Genomic DNA, 21,587 nt, shown 5'->3' on the forward strand with positions numbered 1-21,587 from the left:
GCGCGGCGTCTGGTGCGTGCGATCGCAAGGCGCCGGAAGGTCCTCGTAGCGGAGCTACTAGGGCCTTTCGGCAACGCGGCGAGCGTGCGTGCCAGACGCCGCGCGGCAGGCGGGGGATTTGACGACAGGCCCTAGGACAGGCAGGTCGTCGGGGTCGCGTGGGCCGGGTCGAGCGCGTTGGCCACCTCGTGGTGGGCGACGCGGTCCAGGACCCCGACGGCCACGTGCTCGGAGAGGTCCACCGGGCACAGGTCCTGCACCAGGACGTTGCGCACGTTCGGCCCGCTCAGGAACTGCGAGCGGTAGGGGGTGACCACCTCGTCGTACCGGGTGGCGATGACGGTGTAGGTCACCCCCGGCACGGTGTCGCCGCCCGCGTTCAGCCTGGTCAGGAACGGCGAGCCCGCGATCTGGTCGGCCAGGCTCGGCGTCGCCGCGGTGAGCAGGTCCTCGATGCCCGGGAAGAAGGGCAGGAGCTTGGTCAGGCCGAGCAGGGTCGTGCCGTGGTTGTCGGGCGCGAGGCCGATGAGCGCGTTCACCTTGGCCGCGCCGCCGAGGAACTTGAGGTAGTGGCGGGGCATCATGCCGCCCTGCGAGTGCCCGACGAGGTCGACCTCCTTGGCGCCGGTCTCCCCCAGCACCTTGTCGACGTAGCCGTCGAGTTGTCCGGCCGACTTCTCGATGGGGCCGAGTCCGTGGAAGAAGGGCACGTGCGGCAGTTGGCCGTAGTCGAGCGAGAAGACGCAGTAGCCGCGGTTCACCAAGTAGGGCGCGAGGACGAGCCAGTTGTCCACGGAGTTGCCGAAGGTGCCGTGGACGAGGACGACCGGGCGGGGGTGGGCGGCGGAGGGACGGCAGTCGTAGTCGTTCCATCCCTTCGACGGGGCGGTGGAGGCGGCGCGGGATTCGGCGGCCGTGGCGGTGGGGGTGAGCGTGGCGGCGCCCGCGATCAGCAAGGCGGCGGTGAGCGCGCGCAGCGCTCGTCTCCAGGGCAGCATCAGACGATCTCCTTGCGGCTCGGGGCAGGTGCGATGACCGGCTAACGACCGACTGTGATCCGGATCACGCCATTGACGCGTTCACGCTAAATTACGGGCCGGTAGGAGAAGTTTGAAGTTACGCGCGGGTAAAACTTCCAGCGATCACTGGCACGGTCACGCGCGCCGTACGCCCCGCCCTGGCGGGCTCAGCCGTCCCGCACCTCGAGGCCGAGCGTCATCGCCAACGCCGGTGCGAGCTCCACCAGTTGCAGCCCGCTGATCGTCGCCCCGCGCAGCGCGTCGAGACCGGAGGCGATGCCCAGGGCGGCGGCCCCGCTCAGGTCGGCCCGGTCCACGGTGACGTTGTCGAAGCGCACGCGCTCCAGCGTGCTGCCGGGGAAGGCGACCCCCGTAAGGCGTGCCCCGCCGAAGTCGACGTCCCGCAGCAGGCAGTCCACGAAGGCGACGTCGCGAAGACCGGCCGCGCGCAGGTTCACGGAGTCGAACTTGCACCGGTGGAACACCACCCGGCGCAGCCGCGAGCCGTGCAGCTCCACCCCGGCGAGCAGCCCGGCGTCCGCCTCGCAGTCCGTCCACTGGGTCTCGGCCAGGTCGGTCCCCACCCAGCGGGTCTGGTGCGCCCAGACGTCGTTGAAGCGGGCCCGGCGGTAGCGCCCGCCCTCGAAGGCGACCGCGGAGAAGGCGCACTCGAGGAAGGTGGTGCCGCCGCCGTCCAGGTCGGCGAAGCCGCCGCCGTCGAAGTGCGCCGACTCGTGGTCGCCGTCGCGCCCGAGCTCCCCCGCGAACACGTCGAGGCGGTGCGCGTACGGCAGGTCGGCGAGGTCCCGGGGAGCGGGGACGGCGGGGCGCGGGGTCGCGGACACGGGGATCCTCTCGGGCGGGGCCAGGGGCGGCTTCGGTTGTATCGCACGGAGCGCACGGGGGCGGCGCGGCCCTCGCACGGAGCGCACGGGAGCGGGCACGGCCCCATCGGGCACCGGCGGCCCGCCCCGCCCCCGCGTCCGGCGGGCCCTACGCCGCCAGCGCGCCCGGCACGATCGCCCCGGGGCCGAACTTCTGCCTGGCGCGGTCGGCCACCTCCTCGATGCGGCGGGCCTTCTCGTCCACGGGGTCGAAGGTGAGCTGGTAGGAGGCCTGGCCGGCGGGGCCGAGGCCTTCGGCGCGCAGGGCGATCGCCCGGACCCGGGCGCGCTGGAGGCCGAGCGCCTCGTACATGCCGTACGCCGCCTTCGTCAGCGCCGCCGAGTGCGCGGTCGGCTCCTTCAGGGTGCGGCCGCGGGTGGTCGCGGAGCGGTCGGCGTAGCGGACGGTGAGGGTCAGGGTGCGGCAGACCTTCTCCAGGGCGCGCAGCCGGGTGCCGAGTTCCTCGGCGGCCGAGAGCAGCGCGCGGCGGTGCCGCCCGGGGTCCAGTTCGTCGTGGCCGAAGGCGCGCTCGGTGGCCAGGGAGCGCGAGACCGCGTTCGGCACCACCCGGCCGCGGTCGACGCCCCGCGCCTGCTCGCTCAGCTCGCGGCCCGCCCTCGCGCCGACCAGGCGCTGGAGCGTGGACAGCGGTGCGGCCGCGACCCGGCCGAGCGTGTCGAGGCCGTAGTCGCACAGGGTGCGGGCGGTCGCCGCGCCGACGCCGGGCAGCGCGGCGACGGGCCGCCCGGCGAGGAACTCCCGGGCGCCGCCCTCGGGCACCGCGCACGTCACCCCGGGCCGGGCGTCGCGCAGCGCCACGCGGGCCAGCATCGGGCCAGGACCGGCGCCGATCGCGCAGTCGACGCCGTGCAGCGCGAGGGCGCGGACGCGGATCACCGAGGCGAGCTCGGCCGCGCCGCACCCGAAGTACCGCTCGGCGCCCCGCAGATCGGCGAGCGCCCCGTCGGGCGGCAGCGCCTCGACGACCGGGGTGAACTCCTCCAGGAGCCCGAGCAGACCGGGCAGGGCGGCCTCGTACATCGGCGGCAGCTGGAAACGTACGCAGAGGATGGTCATCCCGCACTCCCCGGGCTCTGGTGCCACAACTTCCGTGTCTGTGAAGGTTCTTGCCCGGCGGGCCGCAGGTCGGCCCACGGGTGCATCGCGTAGCCGGTGGACATCCGGATGCGGCGGCCGTGCGCCGGATCGCCGTCGCCGGAGGCCTCGGGGGCGGGCTCCGCGAGGCGCCCCGCCACCTCGTCCAGGCCGCCGTCGCGGCGCAGCTGGACCAGCTCCGCGAGGTTCCAGGCGGCGGCGCCCACCACGCTGAGGCTGCGCGGGCCGCGCCGCTGCACCACGCCGCGCACGAGAAGGAGCCAGGAGTGGAAGACGGTGTGCGCGCAGGCGGCGTGGGCGTCGTCGAAGAAGGCCAGGTCGACCAGTCCGGTGCCGTCGTCGAGGGTGGTGAAGATGACGCGCTTGCCGGAGCGGACCGGCGGGGTCTGGGTCGCGGCCTTGGCGCCCGCGACCAGGACGGTGTCGCCGTGCCGCGCGGCCCGCAGGCGGCGCGCGGAAGTGACGCCCAGCTCGTCGAGGAAGGCCCGGTGGTCGTCCATCAGGTTCCGGGAGGCGTCCATGGAGAGCACGCCGAGCTCGGCGCTCAGGCGCTCCGCGTCGTCGAGGTCGGGCAGGCCCGCGGGCGCGGTGCCCTGGCCGCCGGACAGCGGCAGTTGCGGGTTGCCCGCGCGGGCGCCGCGCCGCAGCTCCGTCAGGTGCAGGCGCAGGTCGCGGCGGTTGGCGCCGAAGGCGTCGAGGGCGCCGACCTGGGCGAGCCGGTCGGCGAGCGGGCGGCTGGGCCTGGCCCGCTCCCAGAAGTCGAGCAGCGAGGAGTACGGCTGCCCGTCGGCGACGCGCTCCGCCTCGGCGCCGCTGATGCCGTGCACGTCGGACAGCGCGAGCCGCACGCCCCACCGACCCGAGGAACCGGACACCAGTTCGATGCGATGGGCGACCGCGGACCGGTTCACGTCGAGCGGCAGGATCGGCACCCCGCGCCGCCGCGCGTCCGCGAGCAGCAGCCGCTTGGGGTACATCCCCGGGTCGTGCGTGAGCAGGCCCGCGTAGAAGGCCGCCGGGTGGTGGGCCTTCAGCCACGCCGACTGGTACGTGGGCACGGCGAAGGCCACGGCGTGCGCCTTGCAGAAGCCGTAGGAGCCGAAGGCCTCGACGATCTCCCAGGTGCGCCGGATCGTCTCGGCGCCGTACCCCTTGGCGGCCGCGGCCTGCGCGAACCAGAAGCGGATGCGCCCCTGCGAGGCGGGGTCGGACAGGCCGCGCCGCACCCGGTCGGCCTCGTCGCGGCCGCAGCCGGTCATGATGTCGACGATGTGGATGATCTGCTCGTGGAACACGACGACCCCGTACGTCTCCTTGAGCGGTTCCTCCAGGTCGGGGTGCGGGTAGCGGATCGGCGCGCGGCCGTGCCTGGCCTCGATGAAGGGCCGCACCATGTCGGCGGCGACGGGTCCGGGGCGGAACAGCGAGATGTCCACCACCAGGTCGTGGAAGCTCGCGGGCTGGAGCCTTCCCACCAGGTCGCGCTGGCCCGGCGACTCGATCTGGAAGCAGCCAAGGGTCTCGGTGGAGCGGATGAGGCGGTACGTCGCCTCGTCGCCCTGCGGCACCCGGCGCGGGTCGTCCAGGTCGATCCGCTCCCCCGTCGCCCGCTCGACCTCCGCGACCGCGTGCGCCATCGCCGACTGCATGCGCACGCCGAGCACGTCGAGCTTGAGCAGGCCGAGGTCCTCCACGTCCTCCTTGTCGAACTGGGACATGGGGAAGCCCTCGCCGCTGGTGGGCGTGACGGGGGTGCGCCGCAGGAGCGAGGCGTCGGAGAGCAGCACGCCGCAGGGGTGCATGGCGACGCCGCGCGGCAGCGCGTCCAGGGCCTCGACCAGGTCCCACAGGCGGCCGTGCCGGTCCGCCTCGGCCGCGATGCCCTTCAGCTCGGGCAGCTCCGCCATGGCGGCGCGGGCGTCGCGGGCGCGGATGTGCGGGAAGGCCTTGGCGATCTTGTCGATCTCGGCGGGGTCGAGGGACAGGGCGGCGCCCACGTCGCGGACCGCGTGCCGCACCCGGTAGGTCTCCGGCATGGCGACCGTCGCCACCCGCTCCTCGCCGAACCGGCCGATGATCGCGCGGTAGACCTCCAGGCGGCGCGCGGACTCCACGTCGATGTCGATGTCCGGCAGGACCCGGCGGCGCGTGGACAGGAACCGCTCCATGAGCAGCCCGTGCGCGAGGGGGTCGGCGTGTGCGATGCCGATCAGATGGTTGACCAGGGACCCGGCGCCCGAGCCGCGCGCCGCGACGCGGATGCCGAGGTCCCGTACGTCGTCCACGACCTGAGCGACCGTCAGGAAGTAGGAGGCGTAGCCGTGGTGGGCGATGATGTCCAGCTCGTGGTGCATCCGCTCCCAGTACGCGCGCTTGCTCGCGTAGCCGCGCAGGACCATGCCCGCCGCGGCCCGCGAGGCGAGGACGCGCTGCGCGGTGCGGCGCCCGGCGCCGACGAGGGCGGGCTCGGGGAAGCGCACGGAGCCGACGCCGATGTCGTCCGCCGGGTCGACGAGGCACTCGGCGGCGGCCGCCCGGGTCTGTTCGAGCAGCCGGTGGGCGGTGTCGCGGCGGAACCCGGCGGCCTCGACGACCCGCTCGGCGACGCCCAGCATGGCGGCCCCGCCCTTCAGCCAGCGCTCGCCGCCGTCGTGCTCCCCGCGCGGGTCGATGGGCACCAGGCGGCGCGCGGCGTCCAGGACGTCGGCGACGGGGCCCTGGCCCGGGTCGGCGTAGCGGACGGCGTTGCTCAGGACGGGGCGCAGGTGCTGCTCGGCGGCGAAGCCGACGGTGCGGGCGGCCAGGCGCAGCGAGCCGGGTCCGGTGCCGGAGCGGCCGTGCCACACGGCTTCGAGCCGCAGCGCTTCGCCGTACCGCTCGCGCCAGGGGGCGAGCAGCCGGGCCGCGCGGTCGGGGCGGCCCGCGGCGAGCGCCCGGCCCACGTCGGACGCGGGGCCGAGCAGCACGGTCAGGCCGTCGCCCCGGCAGTCGTCCCAGGAGAGCGCGGGCACCCCGTCCGGGGCCCGGTGCGCGGCGCTGACCAGGCGGCACAGGTCGGCCCAGCCCGCCGCGCCGTCCCGGGCGAGGAAGGTCACGCGCGGGGTCGACTCATCGATGAAGGCACCGCCGCGCACCGGGGTGCGGCGGCGCGCGCCACGCCCGCTCGGCGGCTGCGGCGGGTCCACCGCGAGCTCGGTGCCGAACAGCGGCCGCACCCCCGCCCGCTCGCACGCCTTGGCGAAGCGGACCGCGCCCGCGAGGGTGTCCCTGTCGGTGAGCGCGAGGGCGTCCATGCCCCGCTCGGCGGCGCGCTCGGCGAGCCGCTCCGGGTGCGAGGCCCCGTACCGCAGGGAGAACCCGGAGGCGGTGCGCAGATGCGTGAAACCGGGCACGCGCACCTCCTGAACCTTCCGCTTTCCGTCCCCCTCTCCCCTCCACCATAGACCACATTCGAATATCAGTTCGACCACTGATGTACGGCACGTCCACGGCCTCTCCGGTACGCCCACGGCCTCCCCCGGCCCGGCCATCGCCCCCCCCTGGCCCGGCCTGTCATCCGTTCGGCCCCGCCCCGCCTGCGCGACCCGCGGGCGCCTCGGAGCGTGGGGGCATGACCTTCGCCGACGAGCTCAAGAGCGCCGTCACCCCGCGAGCAGCCCTGCTCGTCATCGGCGTCCTGGCCCTGCAGCTCCTCTTCATCGCCTCCTACGTAGGGGCGCTGCACCACCCGAAGCCCAAAGACGTGCCCTTCGGGGTGGTCGCCCCGGGCCCCGTGGCCGCGCAGACCAAGGAACAGCTGGCGGGGCTGCCCGGCGATCCGCTCGACCCGCGCGTGGTCAAGGACGAGGCCGCGGCCCGGAAGCAGATCATGGACCGGAAGATCGACGGGGCCCTGGTCGTCGACCCCGGGGGCACGCGCGATGCCCTCCTGGTCGCCTCCGGCGGCGGCAAGGCGCTCGCCAACGCCCTGGAGATGATCGCCACGGAGGTCGAGGGCGCCCAGAAGCGCACGGTGCGGACGGTCGACGTGGCTCCGGCATCGGCGCAGGACTTCAACGGGCTCTCGTCGTTCTACCTGGTCGTCGGCTGGTGCGTGGGCGGCTATCTGTGCGCCTCGATCATGTCGATCAGCGCGGGCTCCAAGCCCGCGACCCCGCAGCGCGCGGCGATCCGGCTCGGCGCCATGGCGCTGCTCGCGATCGCGGGCGGCATCGGGGGCGCGGTCATCGTGGGCCCCGTCCTCGGCGCGCTGCCCGGCTCGATCATGGCCCTGTGGGGCCTGGGCGCCCTGCTCACCTTCGCGGTCGGCGCGATCACGCTCGCCCTGGAGGCCCTCACCGGCATCGTCGGCATCGGCCTGGCGGTGCTCCTGATCGTGGTCGCGGGCAACCCGAGCGCGGGCGGCGCCTTCCCGCTGCCGATGCTGCCCCCGTTCTGGGAGGCGATCGGCCCCGCGCTGCCGCCCGGCGCGGGCACCTGGGTGGCCCGCTCCATCGCGTACTTCAAGGGCAACGCGGTGACGGGCCCACTCCTGGTCCTGTCGGCATGGGCGGTAGCGGGAACAGCGGCCACCCTCATCACAGCGAAGCTACGACGAACCAGCCCATCCGACGCTTGAGAAGCACGGTGATCCAGCCCGTCCGGCGTTTGAGGACAAGCGCGCAAGCGCGGTGATCCAGCCCGTCCGGCGTTTGAGGACAAGCGCGCAAGCGCGGTGTTTCAGCCCGTCCGGCGTTTGAGGACCAGCGCGCAAGCGCGAGGATCCAGCCCGTCCGGCGCTTGAGGACGAGGCGCGAAGCGCCAACAAAAGCGGCGAAGCCCCTGCGCCAGGCCCCGCGCCAGGGCCCCGCTGTCAGACCCACCTGCAACCCTGAAGAACATGATCCGCACACTCGCCGTCGAAAACTACCGCTCCCTGCGCAAACTGATCGTCCCCCTGGACGGACTGAACGTGATCACGGGAGCGAACGGCACAGGAAAGTCCAGCCTGTACCGCGCGCTGCGGCTGCTCGCCGACGCCGGCCAGGGCGGCGCCATCAAGGCCCTCGCCAGAGAAGGCGGCCTCCCCTCCGCGGTCTGGGCGGGCGACAAGAAGGCGGAACCGGCGGGGCTGCGACTGGGATTCGCGGGCGACGAGTTCGGGTACGCGGTGGACTTCGGCGTCCCCCAGTCCAGCGGCGCGCAGCCCGGCGGCGGCCCGTCCATGTTCAGCCTCGACCCGGAGATCAAGCGCGAGTGCACCTGGGCGGGCCCGGTGCTCCGGCCCGCCGCGCTGCTCTGCGACCGCGCGGGCCCCGCCGTGCGCACCCGCACCGCCGACGGCGGCTGGCACCGCTCCCAGGGCATCAGGCCGTACGACAGCATGCTGAGCGAGCACGCGGACCCCCAGCTCGCGCCCGACCTGCTGCGCCTTCGCGAGCTGATCCGCTCCTGGCGGTTCTACGACCACGTCCGCACGGACGCCGCCGCCCCGGCCCGCGCCGCCCGCGTCGGCACCCGTACGCCGGTCCTCGCCCACGACGGCGCCGACCTGGCGGCCGCGCTCCAGACCATCCGCGAGACCGGCGACGACGCGGCGCTCGACGCGGCCGTGGACGACGCCTTCCCGGGCAGCCGGGTGCGGATCGCCGACAACGGCGGGCTCTTCGAGATCGAGCTGCACCAGCGGGGCCTCAGGCGCCCGCTCGGCCCGGCCGAGCTGTCCGACGGCACCCTGCGCTATCTGCTGTGGACGGCCGCGCTCCTGACGCCCCGGCCCCCGGCCCTGCTCGTCCTGAACGAGCCGGAGACCAGCCTCCACCCCGATCTGCTCCGCCCGCTCGCGGACCTGATCCTGACCGCCGCGAAGGACACCCAGATCATCCTGGTCACCCACGCCCAGGACCTCGCGGACGCGATCGGCGAGGGCGCGGCCCGCCGCCGCGCCGACGTCAACTCCATAGGACTGTTCAAGGAGTCGGGCGAAACCCAGGTGGCGGGCCGGGAAAGCCTGCTTGACGAGCCTCTTTGGTACTGGCCCAAGCGCTGAAGGGCCGCTCCGTCCGGGGCGGCCCCTCCTTGAGCCCCCGCCCGGTAGAAGACGCGTTCGAGGGGCGCCCTCCGGCCATTCCCGTCGCGTCGGCGGGGCGCGCGACCTGGCACACACCCCCCGATCACGGCCATGCGCCCCGCTTTCCGGCGATCCGGAGATTCCGCCCCCGCGCCCGCTTCCCGCCGGTCACACGGGGTGCACTCCCCCTCGACGCTCCGTCGCGACCCCTCGCTTCACGCCACTACCCAGCGTCCTCAACCATCGACTGAAAGTCAGCGTCCGATGTGCTTTCAGTGCCGCCCTGAGCAAGACTCGCTGCCGGTTCCGTTCGTTATCCGAGACATCAAGCAAGGGAGTGTTCGAAATGCGGTACATCACTGGGGGGATCGCGCTGGGCGCAGCCCTCGCGTTCGGCGGCCTGACCACCGCGGCCACGGCGTCCACCCCGGCCACCGGCCCCGCACCCGAGGCCGCCACGGCCCGGATGTACGCACCCTCCGAGCTGGTGCTCACCATCGGCTACGGCGACACGGCCGAGACGGCCTCCATCCAGCGGGCCGTGACCCTCGGCTGCTCCTCCAGCGGCGTGGGCAGCCACCCCGACGCGGAGGCCGCCTGCGACGAACTGCGCGCGGTGCACGGCAAGTTCGACGCCGTGACCAAGAAGGCGTCACCGCGCGCCTGCACCAAGGAGTGGAACCCGATCGTCGTCACCGCCCAGGGCGTGTGGGAGGGCCGCCGGGTCTCCTACGAGCACACCTTCGCCAACCCCTGCGCGCTGGAGATCGGCAAGGGCACGACCTTCGCCTTCTGATCCAGCCGTAGGAACCGAAGGCCGTAAGAACCGAAGGCCGGAGGAACCGAAAAGCCGCAGGGGCCTCAGGGCCCCGTGAGCCAGCCCTTCAGCACGGCCTGGGCGCCCGCCTGGAAACGGGTTTCGGCGCCCAGGTCGTCCAGGAGGCGGCTGATGCGGCGCCGCGCCGTGTGCACGTGCACCCCGAGCCGACGGGCGATCGCCTCGTCCTTGAAGCCCTCGGCCAGCAGGCCGAGCAGGTCCCGGTACTCCTCCGACAGGCGGGGCGCGGCGCCGCCCAGCGGCACCGCCTTCTCCCAGAGCCCCTCGAAGAGCGGCCTGAAGACGTTCTGCAGCAGCGCGTCGCGCACCACCACGGCGGTGTGGACCGGGTCCGCGCCCCCGGCGGGCGGCAGCAGCGCGGCGCGCCCGTCCACCGCGATGAGCTTGGTGGGCACCTCCGCCGCCACCCGCGCCCGCAGCCCCCGCTCCAGAAGCGGCGCGAGCGCCCGGGCGCGCCCGAGGGGCGCGAGCCCCTCGCGGGAGAGGACGACCCGCACCGAGACCCCGCGCTCCAGGAGCGCCGCGACGCCGATGCCGCTGGGGTCGGCCCCGTCCCCCGCCCAGGGGTTGAGGCAGGGCGCCCGGTCCAGGACGAGCACCTCCTTCTCGGCGCTCGCGAGCAGCTGGTCCACATGCCGCGCGACGGCGCGCCTGCCGCTCACCGCCTGGATCGAGGCGATGGCGCCCGGCGCCACGGCCGGGCTCGGTTCGAGGCGCTCGGCGATCTCGTCCGCCTCGCGCCGAAGGCGCTCCAACTCCGCCGCGCGATGGTGTAGTTCCGCCTGTCTTCGGTGGATCAGGGCGCGCACGGCGGGCGCGGGCGGCACCGGGCGCGGCAGCACGGCCCGCGGCCGCCCCGCGGCGGGCGCGGCCTCCGGCTCCGCCAGCGTGAAGCCGTGCTCCCGCAGCCGGGCCAGTGACCGCTCCAACTCCGCTTGAGTGAGCCCCAGTTCCCGCCGCAGCTGCTCGGCGCCCAGGGCCGCGGGGGCCCGCCGCAGCAGCGCCCCGTACACCCGCTCGTCCGACTCCCCGAGGCCCAGGTCGCGCAGCGCGCTCCCCTTGCCGCTCCCCACCATGGTCATGACGGGAAGTCTCACGCCGCCCCCGCGTGCACACAAGTGTGCGGCCCCACTTGTGACCAGTCGTTATTCCTTGATCAACACGCGGGCAACGACTTGCATGAGCATGGCACGTAACTGACGTGCGCTCTGTCGACGTGCGCATCTCTGCGCGTGGAGGGGAACGTTGAGCAAGTCACGCAATCGCATCCGCATATCCGGGGGCGCCGCGCTGCTGAGCGCGGCGGCGCTCCTTGCCTCCGGGGTCACGGCCGCCCAGGCCGCCGACGAGCCGCCCAAGGACCCGGGCGCCGAGGTCGTCCCCGGCACGGGCACCGCGACCCCGGCCCTGGTCGACGGCATCGAGGAGGCCGCCAAGGACTCCGGAAGACCGGCCGACGCGGCGCGCGGCCACCTCGCCGCGAACAAGGACCGCTATGAGATCGGCGACCCGGCCCGGGACCTGGCGGCCGAGCGGACCGTGAAGCAGGGCAGCGACGAAACCGTCCGCTTCCAGCAGAAGCACAAGGGGCTTCCGGTGCTCGGCGGCCAGTACCTGGTGCGGATGGAGAAGAAGGACGGCGAGCGCGTCGTCACCGGCACCTCCGGCAAGTACTTCACGGGCCTGACGGTCGGCGCCACGGCCCGGGTCGCGGAGAAGACCGCCGTCGAGCGGGCCGTCGCGGCGACGGCCGCCGGGGACGGACGCACGGGCAGCCTGACCAAGCTGGCCCCCAAGTCCCCCAAGTCCGCCAAGGCAGCCAACTCCGCCAACTCCTCCAAGGCGGCCAAGACCCACAAGGCCGCCAAGGCCCCCACGTCCAAGGCCGCGAAGAAGGCCGCGCTCGCGGGCGCCTCGCACGGCCTGGTCGTCCTGCCGCAGGGCAAGGGCGTCCTGACGTACCACGTCACCGTGACCGGCACCGACCCGGTGAGCGGCGGCCCGGTCAAGCAGGAGGTGTACGTCGACGCCGCCTCCGGCTTCCCGGTGCTCCAGTACTCGGGCATCCAGGCCATCCACTCCGAGGGCGGCGACTTCCCCGGCACGACGGGCAGCGGCGTCAAGCTCGACGGCGCGAAGGTCGACCTGGACCTGACCCAGGACAAGGCGTCCGGCACGTACCAGCTGCGTGACTACCGCCGCCAGTGGGACGGCAGCAAGAACGCGCTGACCACCTGGGACGCCCGTGGTGTCGACGCCAACGACGCGTCGGGCAAGTGGCCGAGCGGGATCTCCGAAGTCGGCTCCACGACCAAGGAGTTCGGCAAGGAGGCCACCGAGTCGGGGGCCGTGGACGCGCACTGGGCGGCCGGGCAGGTCTACGACTACTACAAGAAGAAGCACGGCCGCGACAGCCTCGACGGCAAGGGCATGGCCATCAACTCCCTGGTGGGCGTGACCGACGGCGGCTTCCCGTTCGTCAACGCCTTCTGGGACGGCCAGAAGATGGTGTACGGCGGCGGCGACGAGGAGACCAAGACCCTCTCCGGCGACGTGGACGTCGTCGGCCACGAGATGACGCACGGCGTGGTCGAGCACACCGCGGGCCTCGTCTACGTCGGCCAGTCCGGCGCCCTGAACGAGGCGGTCGCCGACTACTTCGGCAACGCCATCGACGTCACCGCCTCCAAGACCCCGATGAGCGACCCGAAGGCCGCCCTCATCGGTGAGGACCTGTGCCGCACCAAGGCGCCCGAGGACTGCGCGTTCCGGAACCTCAACGACGGGCGGACCACCGCCAAGGACTTCCTCGGCGTCACCATCGGCACCGACAGCGGCGGTGTGCACCTCAACTCGACGATCTTCTCGGGCGCCCTGTGGGACATCCGTGAGGACCTCGGCGGCACCCTCGCCGACCGCATCGTCTACAAGGCGCTCGCGGAGTATCTGACGCCCCTCGACGGCTACACCGACGCCCGCAACGCGGTGGTCGCCGCGGCCAAGGACCTCGGCGTCAAGGGCGCGAAGCTGCGCGCGGTGCACCGCGCCTTCGACGCGCACGGCATCACCAAGGGCTGGGAGAAGGCCATCGGCGCCGACTCCGACAAGCTCTTCGGCGACCTCAACGCCACCCGGCTCGGGGGCAGGCTGCCGAGCACCGGCGCGGGCGCGGGCGGTGGCTGGTGGGCCGCGTCGAAGTCCGACCCGGAGGGCCAGGAGGCCTTCTCGGTCTGGGCGGGCCGCACCGATGGGGAAGGCCGGCGGAAGCTGATCAGCCCGAACGACGGCCGGTACCACGTCTACCCGGACACCGACGGCAAGACCGTGGCGTGGGTGGCGTACGGCCCGACCAGCGTCGAGGTCCTCTCCCGGCCGCTGACCGGCGGCCCGGTCAAGAAGCTGTGGTCGGCGGGCACCCTCGTCGCCAACGTGCACGTCTCGAACGGGACCGTGACCTGGCAGGAGTCCAGCCCGCACGGCCAGCAGCGGGTCGCCTACCTGCGCAAGGGCGAGCGCGAGCCGGTGTTCGTGGACGGCGGCCGCTACGACGTGGCCACCGCCCTCCCCTCGATTCAAGGTGACAAGCTCGGCTACGCGAAGGTGTACGTCGACAAGGACGGCCACCAGCAGATCTCCACGGAGATCACGGACGTGAGGACCGGCAAGCAGACCCTGGTCCCGGCCAAGGGCGCCTACCTCGGCATCGCCACCCCGTCGATCAACAACAAGTACCTGTACTGGCTGGTCGACGACATCGCCGACGACAACCGCATGGGCCTGCGCCGCGCCAAGCTCGACGGCACAGGGCTGACCGACATCGTCCCCGAGAACTCCGACAACGCGTACTTCTGGAACGTGGACGCCTCCGACTCGGCGGTGACCCTCACCCAGTGGCAGCCCCAGCGCGGCTGGAGCAACGGCAACCTCACCAAGCTGGTGCAGACCGACCTCGACGGCAAGGGCCTGCAGCGGGTCTCCTGCAACCGCGGTGAGCAGACCGGGCACGCCGCCGACACCGGCAAGCGCGTGGTGTGGATCGACGGCACCACCGGCCACACCGACCTGGTGACGCGGGCCCGCCCGGCGGGCACCTGCTGATCCCGGCACAGAGAACGGCGACCGCCCTCTGCGTCAGAGGGCGGTCGCCTTGTGGGGAACCCGGTCCACCGCCCCGCCCCCTCCACGGGGCGGTGGGCCGGGAGGCCGGGTCAGACGACGGCGGCGAGCAGCTCGCGCGTGTACGCCGCGCGCGGCGCCTCGAAGACCTCGTCCCGGGTGCCGGTCTCCACGAGCTCGCCGTGGCGCATGACCGCGACCCGGTCGCAGAAGTGCCGGACGACCGCCAGGTCGTGCGAGACGAAGAGCAGCGAGAGGCCGAGTTCGTCGCGCAGGTCCATCAGGAGGTTGAGGACCTGCGCCTGGACGGACACGTCGAGCGCGGAGACCGGCTCGTCCGCGATGATCAGCCGGGGGCGCAGGGCGAGCGCGCGGGCGATGCCGACGCGCTGGCGCTGGCCGCCGGAGAATTCATGCGGGTAGCGGTCCAGGTGGTCCGCCGAGAGGCCGACCTGTTCGAGGAGTTCCACGGCGCGCTCGCGGCGCTCGGCCGCGTCCGCCCGAGTGTGCACCCGCAGCGGCGTGGTGACGATCTGCTCGATCGTGCGGCGCGGGTTCAGCGAGGCGTACGGGTCCTGGAAGACCAGCTGCACCTCGCGGCTGAGGTCCCGGCGCAGGGCCGCGGAACCGGCCGCGCCGGAAATGTCGCGGCCCTGGAAGCGGACCTCGCCGGAGGTGGGCCGCTGGAGCCCGGCGAGCACCCGGGCCGTGGTCGACTTGCCCGAGCCTGACTCGCCGACCAGGCCGAGGGTCTCGCCCTCGCGCACCTGGAGGCTGACGCCGCGCACCGCGCGGGCGGGCTCGCGGCGCCGCCCGAGCAGGGTGCGGCCGCCGCCGAACTCCACGTGCAGGCCGGTGACTTCGGCCAGCGGCCGCTCGGGGGGCGCCACCAGGGCGCGGGCCGCGGTGCGCGGCTTCGGCTCCGGCTCGTCGACCGTCGGCAGGCGGGTGCCGGGGACGGTGGTGAGGGTGGGGGCCGCGCCGATGAGGGCGCGGGTGTAGGGGTGCTCGGGGGCGGAGAGCACGCGCTGGGTGGGCCCCAGTTCCAGCTGCCTGCTGTCGCGCATGACGAGGACGCGGTCGGTGGCGTGCGCGACCACGCCCACGTCATGGGTGACCAGGACGACGGCGGTGCCGTGCTCGCGGCGCAGCTCGTCGAGCAGGTCGAGGACCTGGCGCTGGACGCGGGCGTCGAGCGCGGTCGTGGGCTCGTCCGCGATCAGCACGTCCGGGCTGTTGATCAGCGCCATCGCGATCATCACGCGCTGGCGCATGCCGCCGGAGAACTGGTGCGGGTAGTCCCGGGCGCGGGCGGCGGTGATCCCCACCCGCTCGAGCATGTCGACCGCCCGGTCCCTGACCTCCGCCCGCGACGCGCCGCCGTGGTGGACGCGGTAGGCCTCGGCGAGCTGCGCGCCCACCGAGTGGAAGGGGGACAGGGCGGCGAGCGCGTCCTGGAACACCATCGCGACCCGGGAGCCGCGCAGCGCGCGCAGCCGTGCCTCAGGGGCGCCGACGACCTCCGCGCCGCCGACCTGGACGCTGCCGGTGACGCGGGTGCGCGCCGGGTCGTGCAGGCCCATCGCGGCCAGGCCCACCGTGGACTTGCCGGATCCCGACTCCCCCACCAGGCCGAGCACTTCGCCGCGGGCCAGGTCGAAGGTGACGTTCTCGGCGGCGGTGACGGCGCCGCGGGGCCCGGTGAACGTCACGCTCAGATCGCGTACGCGCAGCGCGGGAGCGACCGCCGGAGCAGAGGCGCCCTTCGGAGCAGCGGCGCCCTTCGGAGCAGGAGCGGTCATGCGAGCCTCACCCTCGGATCGAGCCACGCGACCACGAGGTCGGCGACGGCGACGAACACCACGACGAAGAACGCGGCGAGCAGCACGGTGCCGACGACGGTCGGCAGGTCGTTCTGGACGACCGCGTCCACGGCGAGCTTGCCGACGCCGCTGAGCCCGAAGACCGTCTCGGTGATGAACGCGCCGCCGAGCAGCGCGCCCACCTCCAGGCCGAGGAGCTGCACCAGGGGTGCCGCGGCCCCGCGCGAGGTGTACTTGAGATGGGCGCGCAGCGGGCTGAGGCCCTTGCCGCGCGCGGTGCGCACATAGCCCTCGTGCATGACCTCCAGCATCTGGGCGCGGGAGAGCCGGGCGAAGACGGCGGCGTTGACGAAGCCGAGCACCAGCCAGGGAAGGAGCATCCCGCCGAGCCAGGCGCCGGGGTCCTCGCCGGGCGAGGTGTAGCCGGGCAGCGCGAACCAGCCCGTCTGGTACACGAGCAGGTACTGGAGGGCGTAGCCGAGGAAGAAGATCTGCACGCTGGCGCCGACCAGGGTGAAGCCGGACAGGAGCCGGTCGGCGGCCTTGCCGCGGCGCAGCGCGGACACGAAGCCCGCGCCGACGCCGACGACGAGGATGACGGCGAGCGCGCCCGCCGCGAGCGAGAGCGTGACCGGGAAGCGGCTGGTGATGGCCGCGCGGACGGGCTCGTGCAGGGCGTAGGAGTAGCCGAGGCAGGGGGCGTCGCAGGCGATCGGGGTGCCGTCGACGTCGTCGATGGTGCGGCCCGCGAACAGGCCGCGCACATAGTCGGCGTACTGGGTGAGGATCGGCTCGTCCAGGCCCATGGACTCGCGCACCGCCGCGATCTGCGTGGCGTCGCACTTGGGGCCGCAGGCGATCACGGCCGGGTCGGACGGCGCCGCGTAGAACAGCGCGAAGGCGGTCGCGGAGATCGCGAGGAGCACCACGGCCGCCTGGAGCGCCCGCCGGAGCAGATAGCTGAGCATGGGTCAGGACTTCTTCAGGTACAGCCAGGCGGGGCTGATGGTGCCGTAGATGGGGTGGATGAAGGCGCCGCCGACGTTGGCGCCGCGGACCTGCTGGACGCGCTGGTGCAGGAACGGCACGACCGGCACGTCCTTCATGATCGTGTTCTTCTCCAGGGCGATGAGCTCCTTGGCCTTCTTCGTCGCGTCGCCGATCTTCGCGATGCGGTCGAGCTCCTTGTCGACGGCCGGGTTCTGGTAGCGCGGGTCGTTGTCGAGGGAGTCGCGGCGGCTGTCGAAGCGGTAGGGCACTCCGGTGGCCGGGGTCGGCCAGTCCACGGAGGAGCCGGACATCCACAGGTCGTACTTCGGGTCGGCGCCGCGCAGCACCTCGTTGGTGAACGCGGGCAGCGGCAGCGGCTTGGCGACGAGTTCGATGCCCGCCTTGCCGAAGGCGTCCACGAGGACCTGCGCCATGCGGTCGTTGACGGCGGTGGCCTCGTAGGCGTACGAGAGGCGCTTGACCTTCTTCTTGGCCTTGGCCAGGTGCCGCTTGGCCTTGTCGATGTCGCCGGTGGGCCGGACGGGGTAGGTGTCGTAGCTCTCCCAGCCGACGATGGCGGGCGAGGAGTAGGTGGTGGCGATGTCGCCGACGCGCGGGCCGCCGAGGGCCTGGCGGGCCTGCTGGCGCGGCAGCAGGTAGTGGATGGCCTTGCGCACCTCGGGGTCGGCGACGCGGTCGTTGCGGATGATCAGGTGGTACGTGAACGCGCCGCGCCGCCCGTCGACGATCAGGTCCTTCTTCTTCGGGTCGCGCTCGGCCTCGCCGATCAGCTCGGGCGGGAACTCGTTCTTGGTGGTGACGGTGTCGGCGCCGTCGCCGCGCCCGTTGAGGATCTCCTGGGCGGTGTTCAGCTCCTTCTTCTCGAAGGTGAACTCGAACTTGTCGGCGTACTGGTGGCGGATCGGGTCGGTCGCCGGCTTCCAGTGCGGGTTCTTCTCCAGCGTCAGGGACTGGTTCTGCCGGTGGTCGACGATGCGGTAGGGGCCGCTCGCGAACGGCTTGAGGTCGTAGCGGGTACCGGTGTCCTTGTCGGGGCGGACCGGCGACGAGGAGGACTGGGCGGCCATGAACGGCACGTCGGACTGCGGCTTGTGGAAGCGGAAGACGATCGTCTTGTCGTTGGGCGTCTCGATCCGGTCGAAGTCGCCGTCCTTCTTGGGGCCGCCGTAGACCTTGCGGGCCTGGGCCAGGTCGGGCTTGCCGGTGAGCCACTGCGGCCAGTAGGGCGGGCCGACCTCGAAGCCGGGCGCGAAGGTGCGCTCGATGCCGTACTTGACGTGCTTCGAGGTGATCGGCTTGCCGTCCTCCCAGGCGATGCCGTCCTTGAGCTTGTACGTCCAGGTGCGGCCGCCGTCGGAGGACCTGCCGATGTCGGTGGCGAGGTCGCCGACGAGCTTGGGCTTGCCGTCGACGACCTGGTACTGGGTGAGCTGGCGGCCCCACAGGAGCGAGGTGTTGTAGGCCTCGCCCGCGTAGATCTTCGCCGGGTCGAGGTGGGAGAAGTCGCGCAGGTTGGCGACGCGGATGGTGCCGCCTTTCTTGGCGCCCTTGACGGCGGGCGCCGGGCCCGCGCTGTCCTTGGCGCTGCCGACCCCGGCGACCAGGTCGGCCTCTTCGCGCGGGGCGGCGGTGTCGCTGGAGGAGTTCGCGCCCGCCGAGCAGGAGCACAGCACGAGCATGGCGGAGGCGGCGGCGACGACGGGGACGGCCACGGTGCGCGACGTGATCCTGGGCATGGAGGAACTCCCTTGCGGGTGGGGCGGGTTGAGGGTGGGGCGGGTTCAGGGGTGACGCGCGGGCGCGTCGGGGGTCAGCGGCGGGTACGGGGGTCGAGCGCGTCCCGTACGGAGTCGCCGAGCAGGTTGAAGGCGAGGACGAAGAGCAGGATCGTCACGCCGGGGAAGACCATGTAGGTCGGGTCGTCGTAGAAGACCTCGGAGCCGCGGGCGATCATGCGGCCCCAGTCGGGGATCGGCTCGCTGATGCCGACGCCGAGGAAGGAGAGCGCGGCCTCGGCGGTGACGACGCCGGGCAGGGCGAGGGTGATGTGCACGAGCACGGGCGCCCAGACGTTCGGCAGGAGCTCGCGCAGCACGATGTGGCGGCGCGGGGCGCCCATGGCGCGGGCGGCCTCGACGAACTCGCGCTCGCGCAGGGAGCGCACCGTCGTCCTGAGCACCATGGCGAGCGGCACCCAGCCGAACGCCGCGAAGATCAGCACCAGGACGGTGAACTGCATCCAGGCGGGCTCGCTCTCGCCGGGGTCGACGAAGCGGGTCTGCACGATGGGGCTCAGGGCCAGGAAGAGCAGCAGCGTCGGGAACGCGAGCAGGACGTTGCAGACGAAGGTGAAGACCCGGTCCGCGAGGCCGCTCAGATAGCCGACGGTCACTCCGAGCAGGACCCCGAGGACCGCGATGAGCAGGACGGCGGCCCCGGCGACGAGCAGCGAGGTGCGGATGCCGTACAGGAGCTGGGTGAACACGTCGCGCCCGAGTCCGGGCTCGACGCCGAACCAGAAGTCGCCGGACATGCCGCCGTTGGGAAGGACCGGCAGGCCCTCCGGGCTGAGCAGTCCGGGCTGGTTCTGGCCGTAGTGCTCGGTGGGGTTCTTGCCGTAGAGCGCGGCGACGAGGGGCGCGGCGACGGCGAGCAGCACGAAGAGGGCCACCACGCCGAGCGCGGCCATGCCGAGTCGGTCCCGGCGAAAAGTACCCCACATGCTGCCCTACTCCTGATCGTGGCCGGACGCGGAGGTTTTCCGCGTCGGTTCGCGAACATTAGAGACAGCGATCCACGGCCTTTGCAAATCCCTCACGGAAAGCATTTCGTAAATGCTGCGGCGATTAACAGTGGCGCAACACTCCAGGCCCCCATAAGGGGGCTAATCGGGCATCTCGCCCCAGTTGAGATGTGCGCCACACACCTCACCATGGAAGGTCAGGACACTCCCTCGCCTTACTTAGAAAGGTCATCCACCTGCCCCACCTGCGCATCATCGACCTATCTACGCGCGTCACCCCTTGCGAATAAAGGGAAGGGGAATTACTCAACCCCATTGCTTAAACCCGCCCAGCGTGCCCCCGGAAATGCGGAAGGGCCCCGGAAACCGCAAGGTTTCCGGGACCCACAAGCACCAAACCAGGCGTCAGCCGATTTCCGCCCCGAAGGCCTCAAGGGCCTCGGGGACCGGCTGGAAGAACGTCTCGCCGCCGGCGGAGCAGTCACCGCTGCCGCCGGAGGTGAGGCCGAGCGCCGTGTCGCCCGCGAAGAGCGCGCCGCCGCTGTCGCCGGGCTCGGCGCAGACGTCGGTCTGGATGAGGCCGTTGACGACGTCGCCGTTGCCGTAGTTCACGGTGGCGTCCAGGCCCGTGACCTTGCCGTCGTGCAGCTGCGTGGTGGAGCCGCTGCGCTGCACCTGCTGGCCGACGGTCGCCGCGCCCGCCTTCGTGATCTTCTGCGTGGAGCCGTTGTAGAGGTTGACCTCGCTCGGGTGGGCGGTGTCACCCGAGTACTTCACTATGCCGTAGTCGTTGTCGGGGAAGCTGGAGCCCGCGTTCTCGCCGATGGCCGGGCCGCCCTGCTTGTCGGACCAGCTGGACACGGACTCCGTGCAGTGGCCCGCCGTCAGGAAGTGCGGGGCGCCGTCCTTGACCACGTTGAAGCCGAGCGAGCAGCGGCTGCCGCCGCCGAAGATGGCGTCGCCGCCCGCGATGAAGGGCTTGAACTCGCCCTGGGTGCGCTTGAGTTCGGCTGTGCCGCCGAGGTTCTTGACGACCGCGTTCAGCTTCTCCAGGTGGGCGCCCTTGACGGTGCGGTCCGCCGTCACGACGACCTTGTTGGTGGCCGGGTCGGTGGCCCAGGACGTGCCCGGGATCGAGGCCTTGTCGCCGAGGGTGGTGCGGGCGCTCTTCAGCTCGGCCAGCGAGTTCTCCACGACTCTGGCCCTGGCGCCCGCCGACTCGGCGGTCTTCACGGCGTCCTCGCCGAGCACGTTCACGACGAGCTGCCGGGTCTTGGCGTCGTAGTAGGCGCCCGCCGCGTCCGCGCCGAGCTCCTTGTCCAGCGAGAGGGCGAGCTTTCCGGCCTGGGCCACCGAGAGCGTGTCCGGCGTGGGGGTGGGGGTGTCGTCGCTCGCGTTCGCAGTCTGGAAGGTGACCGCCGCGCCGATCAGGGCGACGGCGCCCGCGCCCGCTATCGTCGCGCGGCGCCTGGTGATGCGTCGGTGCTTCAACTGATGTCCTCCTGTGGGGGGTCGGCCCGCTCCGGTGTGGGGACCTCGGCGGCCGGAATGCCTGGGCGCACGGCAGCGCGGCGCTGGTGAAGCCGCGTCCATGCCAATAGGACGCGGCCCACTATTCACAGCCTCACAGGGGGCACACAAGGTCGACTTCCGGACGGGCGAAGGGCGCTGCGGGCCCGTGGCCGCCCCGTTGACCCTGTGTGGTCACGCCTAGTCGTCCCGGAGCCGGTCCCCGGTGCAAACACCGCGTGCGAGGGGGTGATGGGCAGTGGGTGAGGACTAGTCCTGTCCGGATTCAGATGCCTCGAGCGAGCCGTTCGGCTTCAGGGCACCGACCGTTGAATCCTCAACTCCGCTTTCTGCCATGGCGGGTGGGGGTGCGGGTGCGGGGCTCGGTGGGGGTGGTGGGGTGGTCTGGGCGCGTTCGAGGAAGCGGAGGAGTTCGACGGGGAAGGGCAGGACGAGGGTGGAGTTCTTCTCGGCGGCG

14 protein-coding genes and 1 pseudogene are annotated in these 21,587 nt (G+C 72.7%); 4 read left to right on the top strand and 11 right to left on the bottom strand.

Annotated features, from left to right (window positions below; all coding sequences use genetic code 11):
- Nucleotides 1–131: 131 nt before the first annotated feature.
- The 4 genes from AC07A4_RS41625 to AC07A4_RS41640 form a co-directional block, all read right to left on the bottom strand.
- Entirely contained in the window at nucleotides 132–998 is an 867-nt protein-coding gene (locus AC07A4_RS41625) for an esterase/lipase family protein (protein ID WP_478609920.1), read from the bottom strand.
- Nucleotides 999–1,186: 188 nt separating this feature from the next.
- On the bottom strand, nucleotides 1,187–1,864 hold the full coding sequence (locus tag AC07A4_RS41630; RefSeq protein ID WP_478609923.1) for a pentapeptide repeat-containing protein: 678 nt from the start codon (nucleotides 1,862–1,864) through the stop codon (nucleotides 1,187–1,189).
- 148 nt (nucleotides 1,865–2,012) lie between these two features.
- The gene (locus AC07A4_RS41635) at nucleotides 2,013–2,981 is read right to left on the bottom strand and encodes a DNA polymerase Y family protein (RefSeq protein WP_478609926.1); all 969 of its coding nucleotides are present in this window, start codon (nucleotides 2,979–2,981) and stop codon (nucleotides 2,013–2,015) included.
- Nucleotides 2,978–6,412 (bottom strand): DNA polymerase III subunit alpha, encoded by a 3,435-nt coding sequence (locus tag AC07A4_RS41640; protein ID WP_478609929.1) that lies wholly within the window; start codon nucleotides 6,410–6,412, stop codon nucleotides 2,978–2,980. The genes AC07A4_RS41635 and AC07A4_RS41640 overlap by 4 nt, the downstream gene beginning before the upstream one ends.
- Before the next feature lie 218 nt (nucleotides 6,413–6,630).
- On the opposite strand from AC07A4_RS41640, the gene AC07A4_RS41645 reads away from it, so the two are divergent.
- The 3 genes from AC07A4_RS41645 to AC07A4_RS41655 all read left to right on the top strand — a co-directional run bounded on the left by AC07A4_RS41645 (nucleotide 6,631) and on the right by AC07A4_RS41655 (nucleotide 9,865).
- Nucleotides 6,631–7,638 carry a DUF3533 domain-containing protein gene (locus AC07A4_RS41645; RefSeq protein WP_478609931.1) on the top strand — a complete coding sequence of 336 codons (1,008 nt, stop codon included), beginning with the start codon at nucleotides 6,631–6,633 and terminating at the stop codon, nucleotides 7,636–7,638.
- A gap of 261 nt (nucleotides 7,639–7,899) precedes the next feature.
- Nucleotides 7,900–9,048 carry an AAA family ATPase gene (locus AC07A4_RS41650; protein WP_478609933.1) on the top strand — a complete coding sequence of 383 codons (1,149 nt, stop codon included), beginning with the start codon at nucleotides 7,900–7,902 and terminating at the stop codon, nucleotides 9,046–9,048.
- A gap of 367 nt (nucleotides 9,049–9,415) precedes the next feature.
- Nucleotides 9,416–9,865, top strand: coding sequence for a subtilase-type protease inhibitor (locus tag AC07A4_RS41655; protein ID WP_478609936.1), 450 nt, complete (start codon nucleotides 9,416–9,418; stop codon nucleotides 9,863–9,865).
- A gap of 65 nt (nucleotides 9,866–9,930) precedes the next feature.
- Here AC07A4_RS41655 and AC07A4_RS41660 read toward each other — a convergent pair whose 3' ends face one another.
- Complete coding sequence (locus AC07A4_RS41660) at nucleotides 9,931–10,989, bottom strand: helix-turn-helix domain-containing protein (RefSeq protein WP_478609938.1); 1,059 nt, start codon at nucleotides 10,987–10,989, stop codon at nucleotides 9,931–9,933.
- A gap of 163 nt (nucleotides 10,990–11,152) precedes the next feature.
- Here AC07A4_RS41660 and AC07A4_RS41665 point away from each other — a divergent pair, with 163 nt between their 5' ends.
- Nucleotides 11,153–14,005 carry a M4 family metallopeptidase gene (locus tag AC07A4_RS41665; protein WP_478609941.1) on the top strand — a complete coding sequence of 951 codons (2,853 nt, stop codon included), beginning with the start codon at nucleotides 11,153–11,155 and terminating at the stop codon, nucleotides 14,003–14,005.
- A gap of 110 nt (nucleotides 14,006–14,115) precedes the next feature.
- Here AC07A4_RS41665 and AC07A4_RS41670 read toward each other — a convergent pair whose 3' ends face one another.
- The 6 genes and pseudogenes from AC07A4_RS41670 to AC07A4_RS41695 all read right to left on the bottom strand — a co-directional run.
- Nucleotides 14,116–15,825: a dipeptide ABC transporter ATP-binding protein gene (locus AC07A4_RS41670; protein ID WP_478609944.1), complete on the bottom strand. Its 1,710-nt coding sequence runs from the start codon at nucleotides 15,823–15,825 to the stop codon at nucleotides 14,116–14,118.
- Nucleotides 15,822–16,814, bottom strand: coding sequence for an ABC transporter permease (locus AC07A4_RS41675; protein ID WP_478609946.1), 993 nt, complete (start codon nucleotides 16,812–16,814; stop codon nucleotides 15,822–15,824). The genes AC07A4_RS41670 and AC07A4_RS41675 overlap by 4 nt, the downstream gene beginning before the upstream one ends.
- 3 nt (nucleotides 16,815–16,817) lie before the next feature.
- Nucleotides 16,818–18,593 (bottom strand): ABC transporter substrate-binding protein, encoded by a 1,776-nt coding sequence (locus AC07A4_RS41680; RefSeq protein WP_478609948.1) that lies wholly within the window; start codon nucleotides 18,591–18,593, stop codon nucleotides 16,818–16,820.
- 74 nt (nucleotides 18,594–18,667) lie between these two features.
- Nucleotides 18,668–19,579 (bottom strand): ABC transporter permease, encoded by a 912-nt coding sequence (locus AC07A4_RS41685; RefSeq protein ID WP_478609951.1) that lies wholly within the window; start codon nucleotides 19,577–19,579, stop codon nucleotides 18,668–18,670.
- A gap of 426 nt (nucleotides 19,580–20,005) precedes the next feature.
- The gene (locus tag AC07A4_RS41690) at nucleotides 20,006–21,091 is read right to left on the bottom strand and encodes a S1 family peptidase (protein ID WP_478609953.1); all 1,086 of its coding nucleotides are present in this window, start codon (nucleotides 21,089–21,091) and stop codon (nucleotides 20,006–20,008) included.
- A 288-nt stretch (nucleotides 21,092–21,379) separates the two neighbouring features.
- A pseudogene (locus AC07A4_RS41695) lies at nucleotides 21,380–21,587 on the bottom strand (slipin family protein); the annotation flags it as partial.

This window comes from Streptomyces sp. NPDC043996 (assembly GCF_056435225.1).

Bases quoted from the DNA above. Each gene is read 5' to 3' on its own strand.
- AC07A4_RS41625 (WP_478609920.1), bottom strand. From the start codon at position 998: ATGCTGCCCTGGAGACGAGCGCTGCGCGCGCTCACCGCCGCCTTGCTG.
- AC07A4_RS41635 (WP_478609926.1), bottom strand. From the start codon at position 2,981: ATGACCATCCTCTGCGTACGTTTCCAGCTGCCGCCGATGTACGAGGCC.
- AC07A4_RS41645 (WP_478609931.1), top strand. From the start codon at position 6,631: ATGACCTTCGCCGACGAGCTCAAGAGCGCCGTCACCCCGCGAGCAGCC.
- AC07A4_RS41650 (WP_478609933.1), top strand. From the start codon at position 7,900: ATGATCCGCACACTCGCCGTCGAAAACTACCGCTCCCTGCGCAAACTG.
- AC07A4_RS41655 (WP_478609936.1), top strand. From the start codon at position 9,416: ATGCGGTACATCACTGGGGGGATCGCGCTGGGCGCAGCCCTCGCGTTC.
- AC07A4_RS41660 (WP_478609938.1), bottom strand. From the start codon at position 10,989: ATGACCATGGTGGGGAGCGGCAAGGGGAGCGCGCTGCGCGACCTGGGC.
- AC07A4_RS41670 (WP_478609944.1), bottom strand. From the start codon at position 15,825: ATGACCGCTCCTGCTCCGAAGGGCGCCGCTGCTCCGAAGGGCGCCTCT.
- AC07A4_RS41675 (WP_478609946.1), bottom strand. From the start codon at position 16,814: ATGCTCAGCTATCTGCTCCGGCGGGCGCTCCAGGCGGCCGTGGTGCTC.
- AC07A4_RS41680 (WP_478609948.1), bottom strand. From the start codon at position 18,593: ATGCCCAGGATCACGTCGCGCACCGTGGCCGTCCCCGTCGTCGCCGCC.
- AC07A4_RS41685 (WP_478609951.1), bottom strand. From the start codon at position 19,579: ATGTGGGGTACTTTTCGCCGGGACCGACTCGGCATGGCCGCGCTCGGC.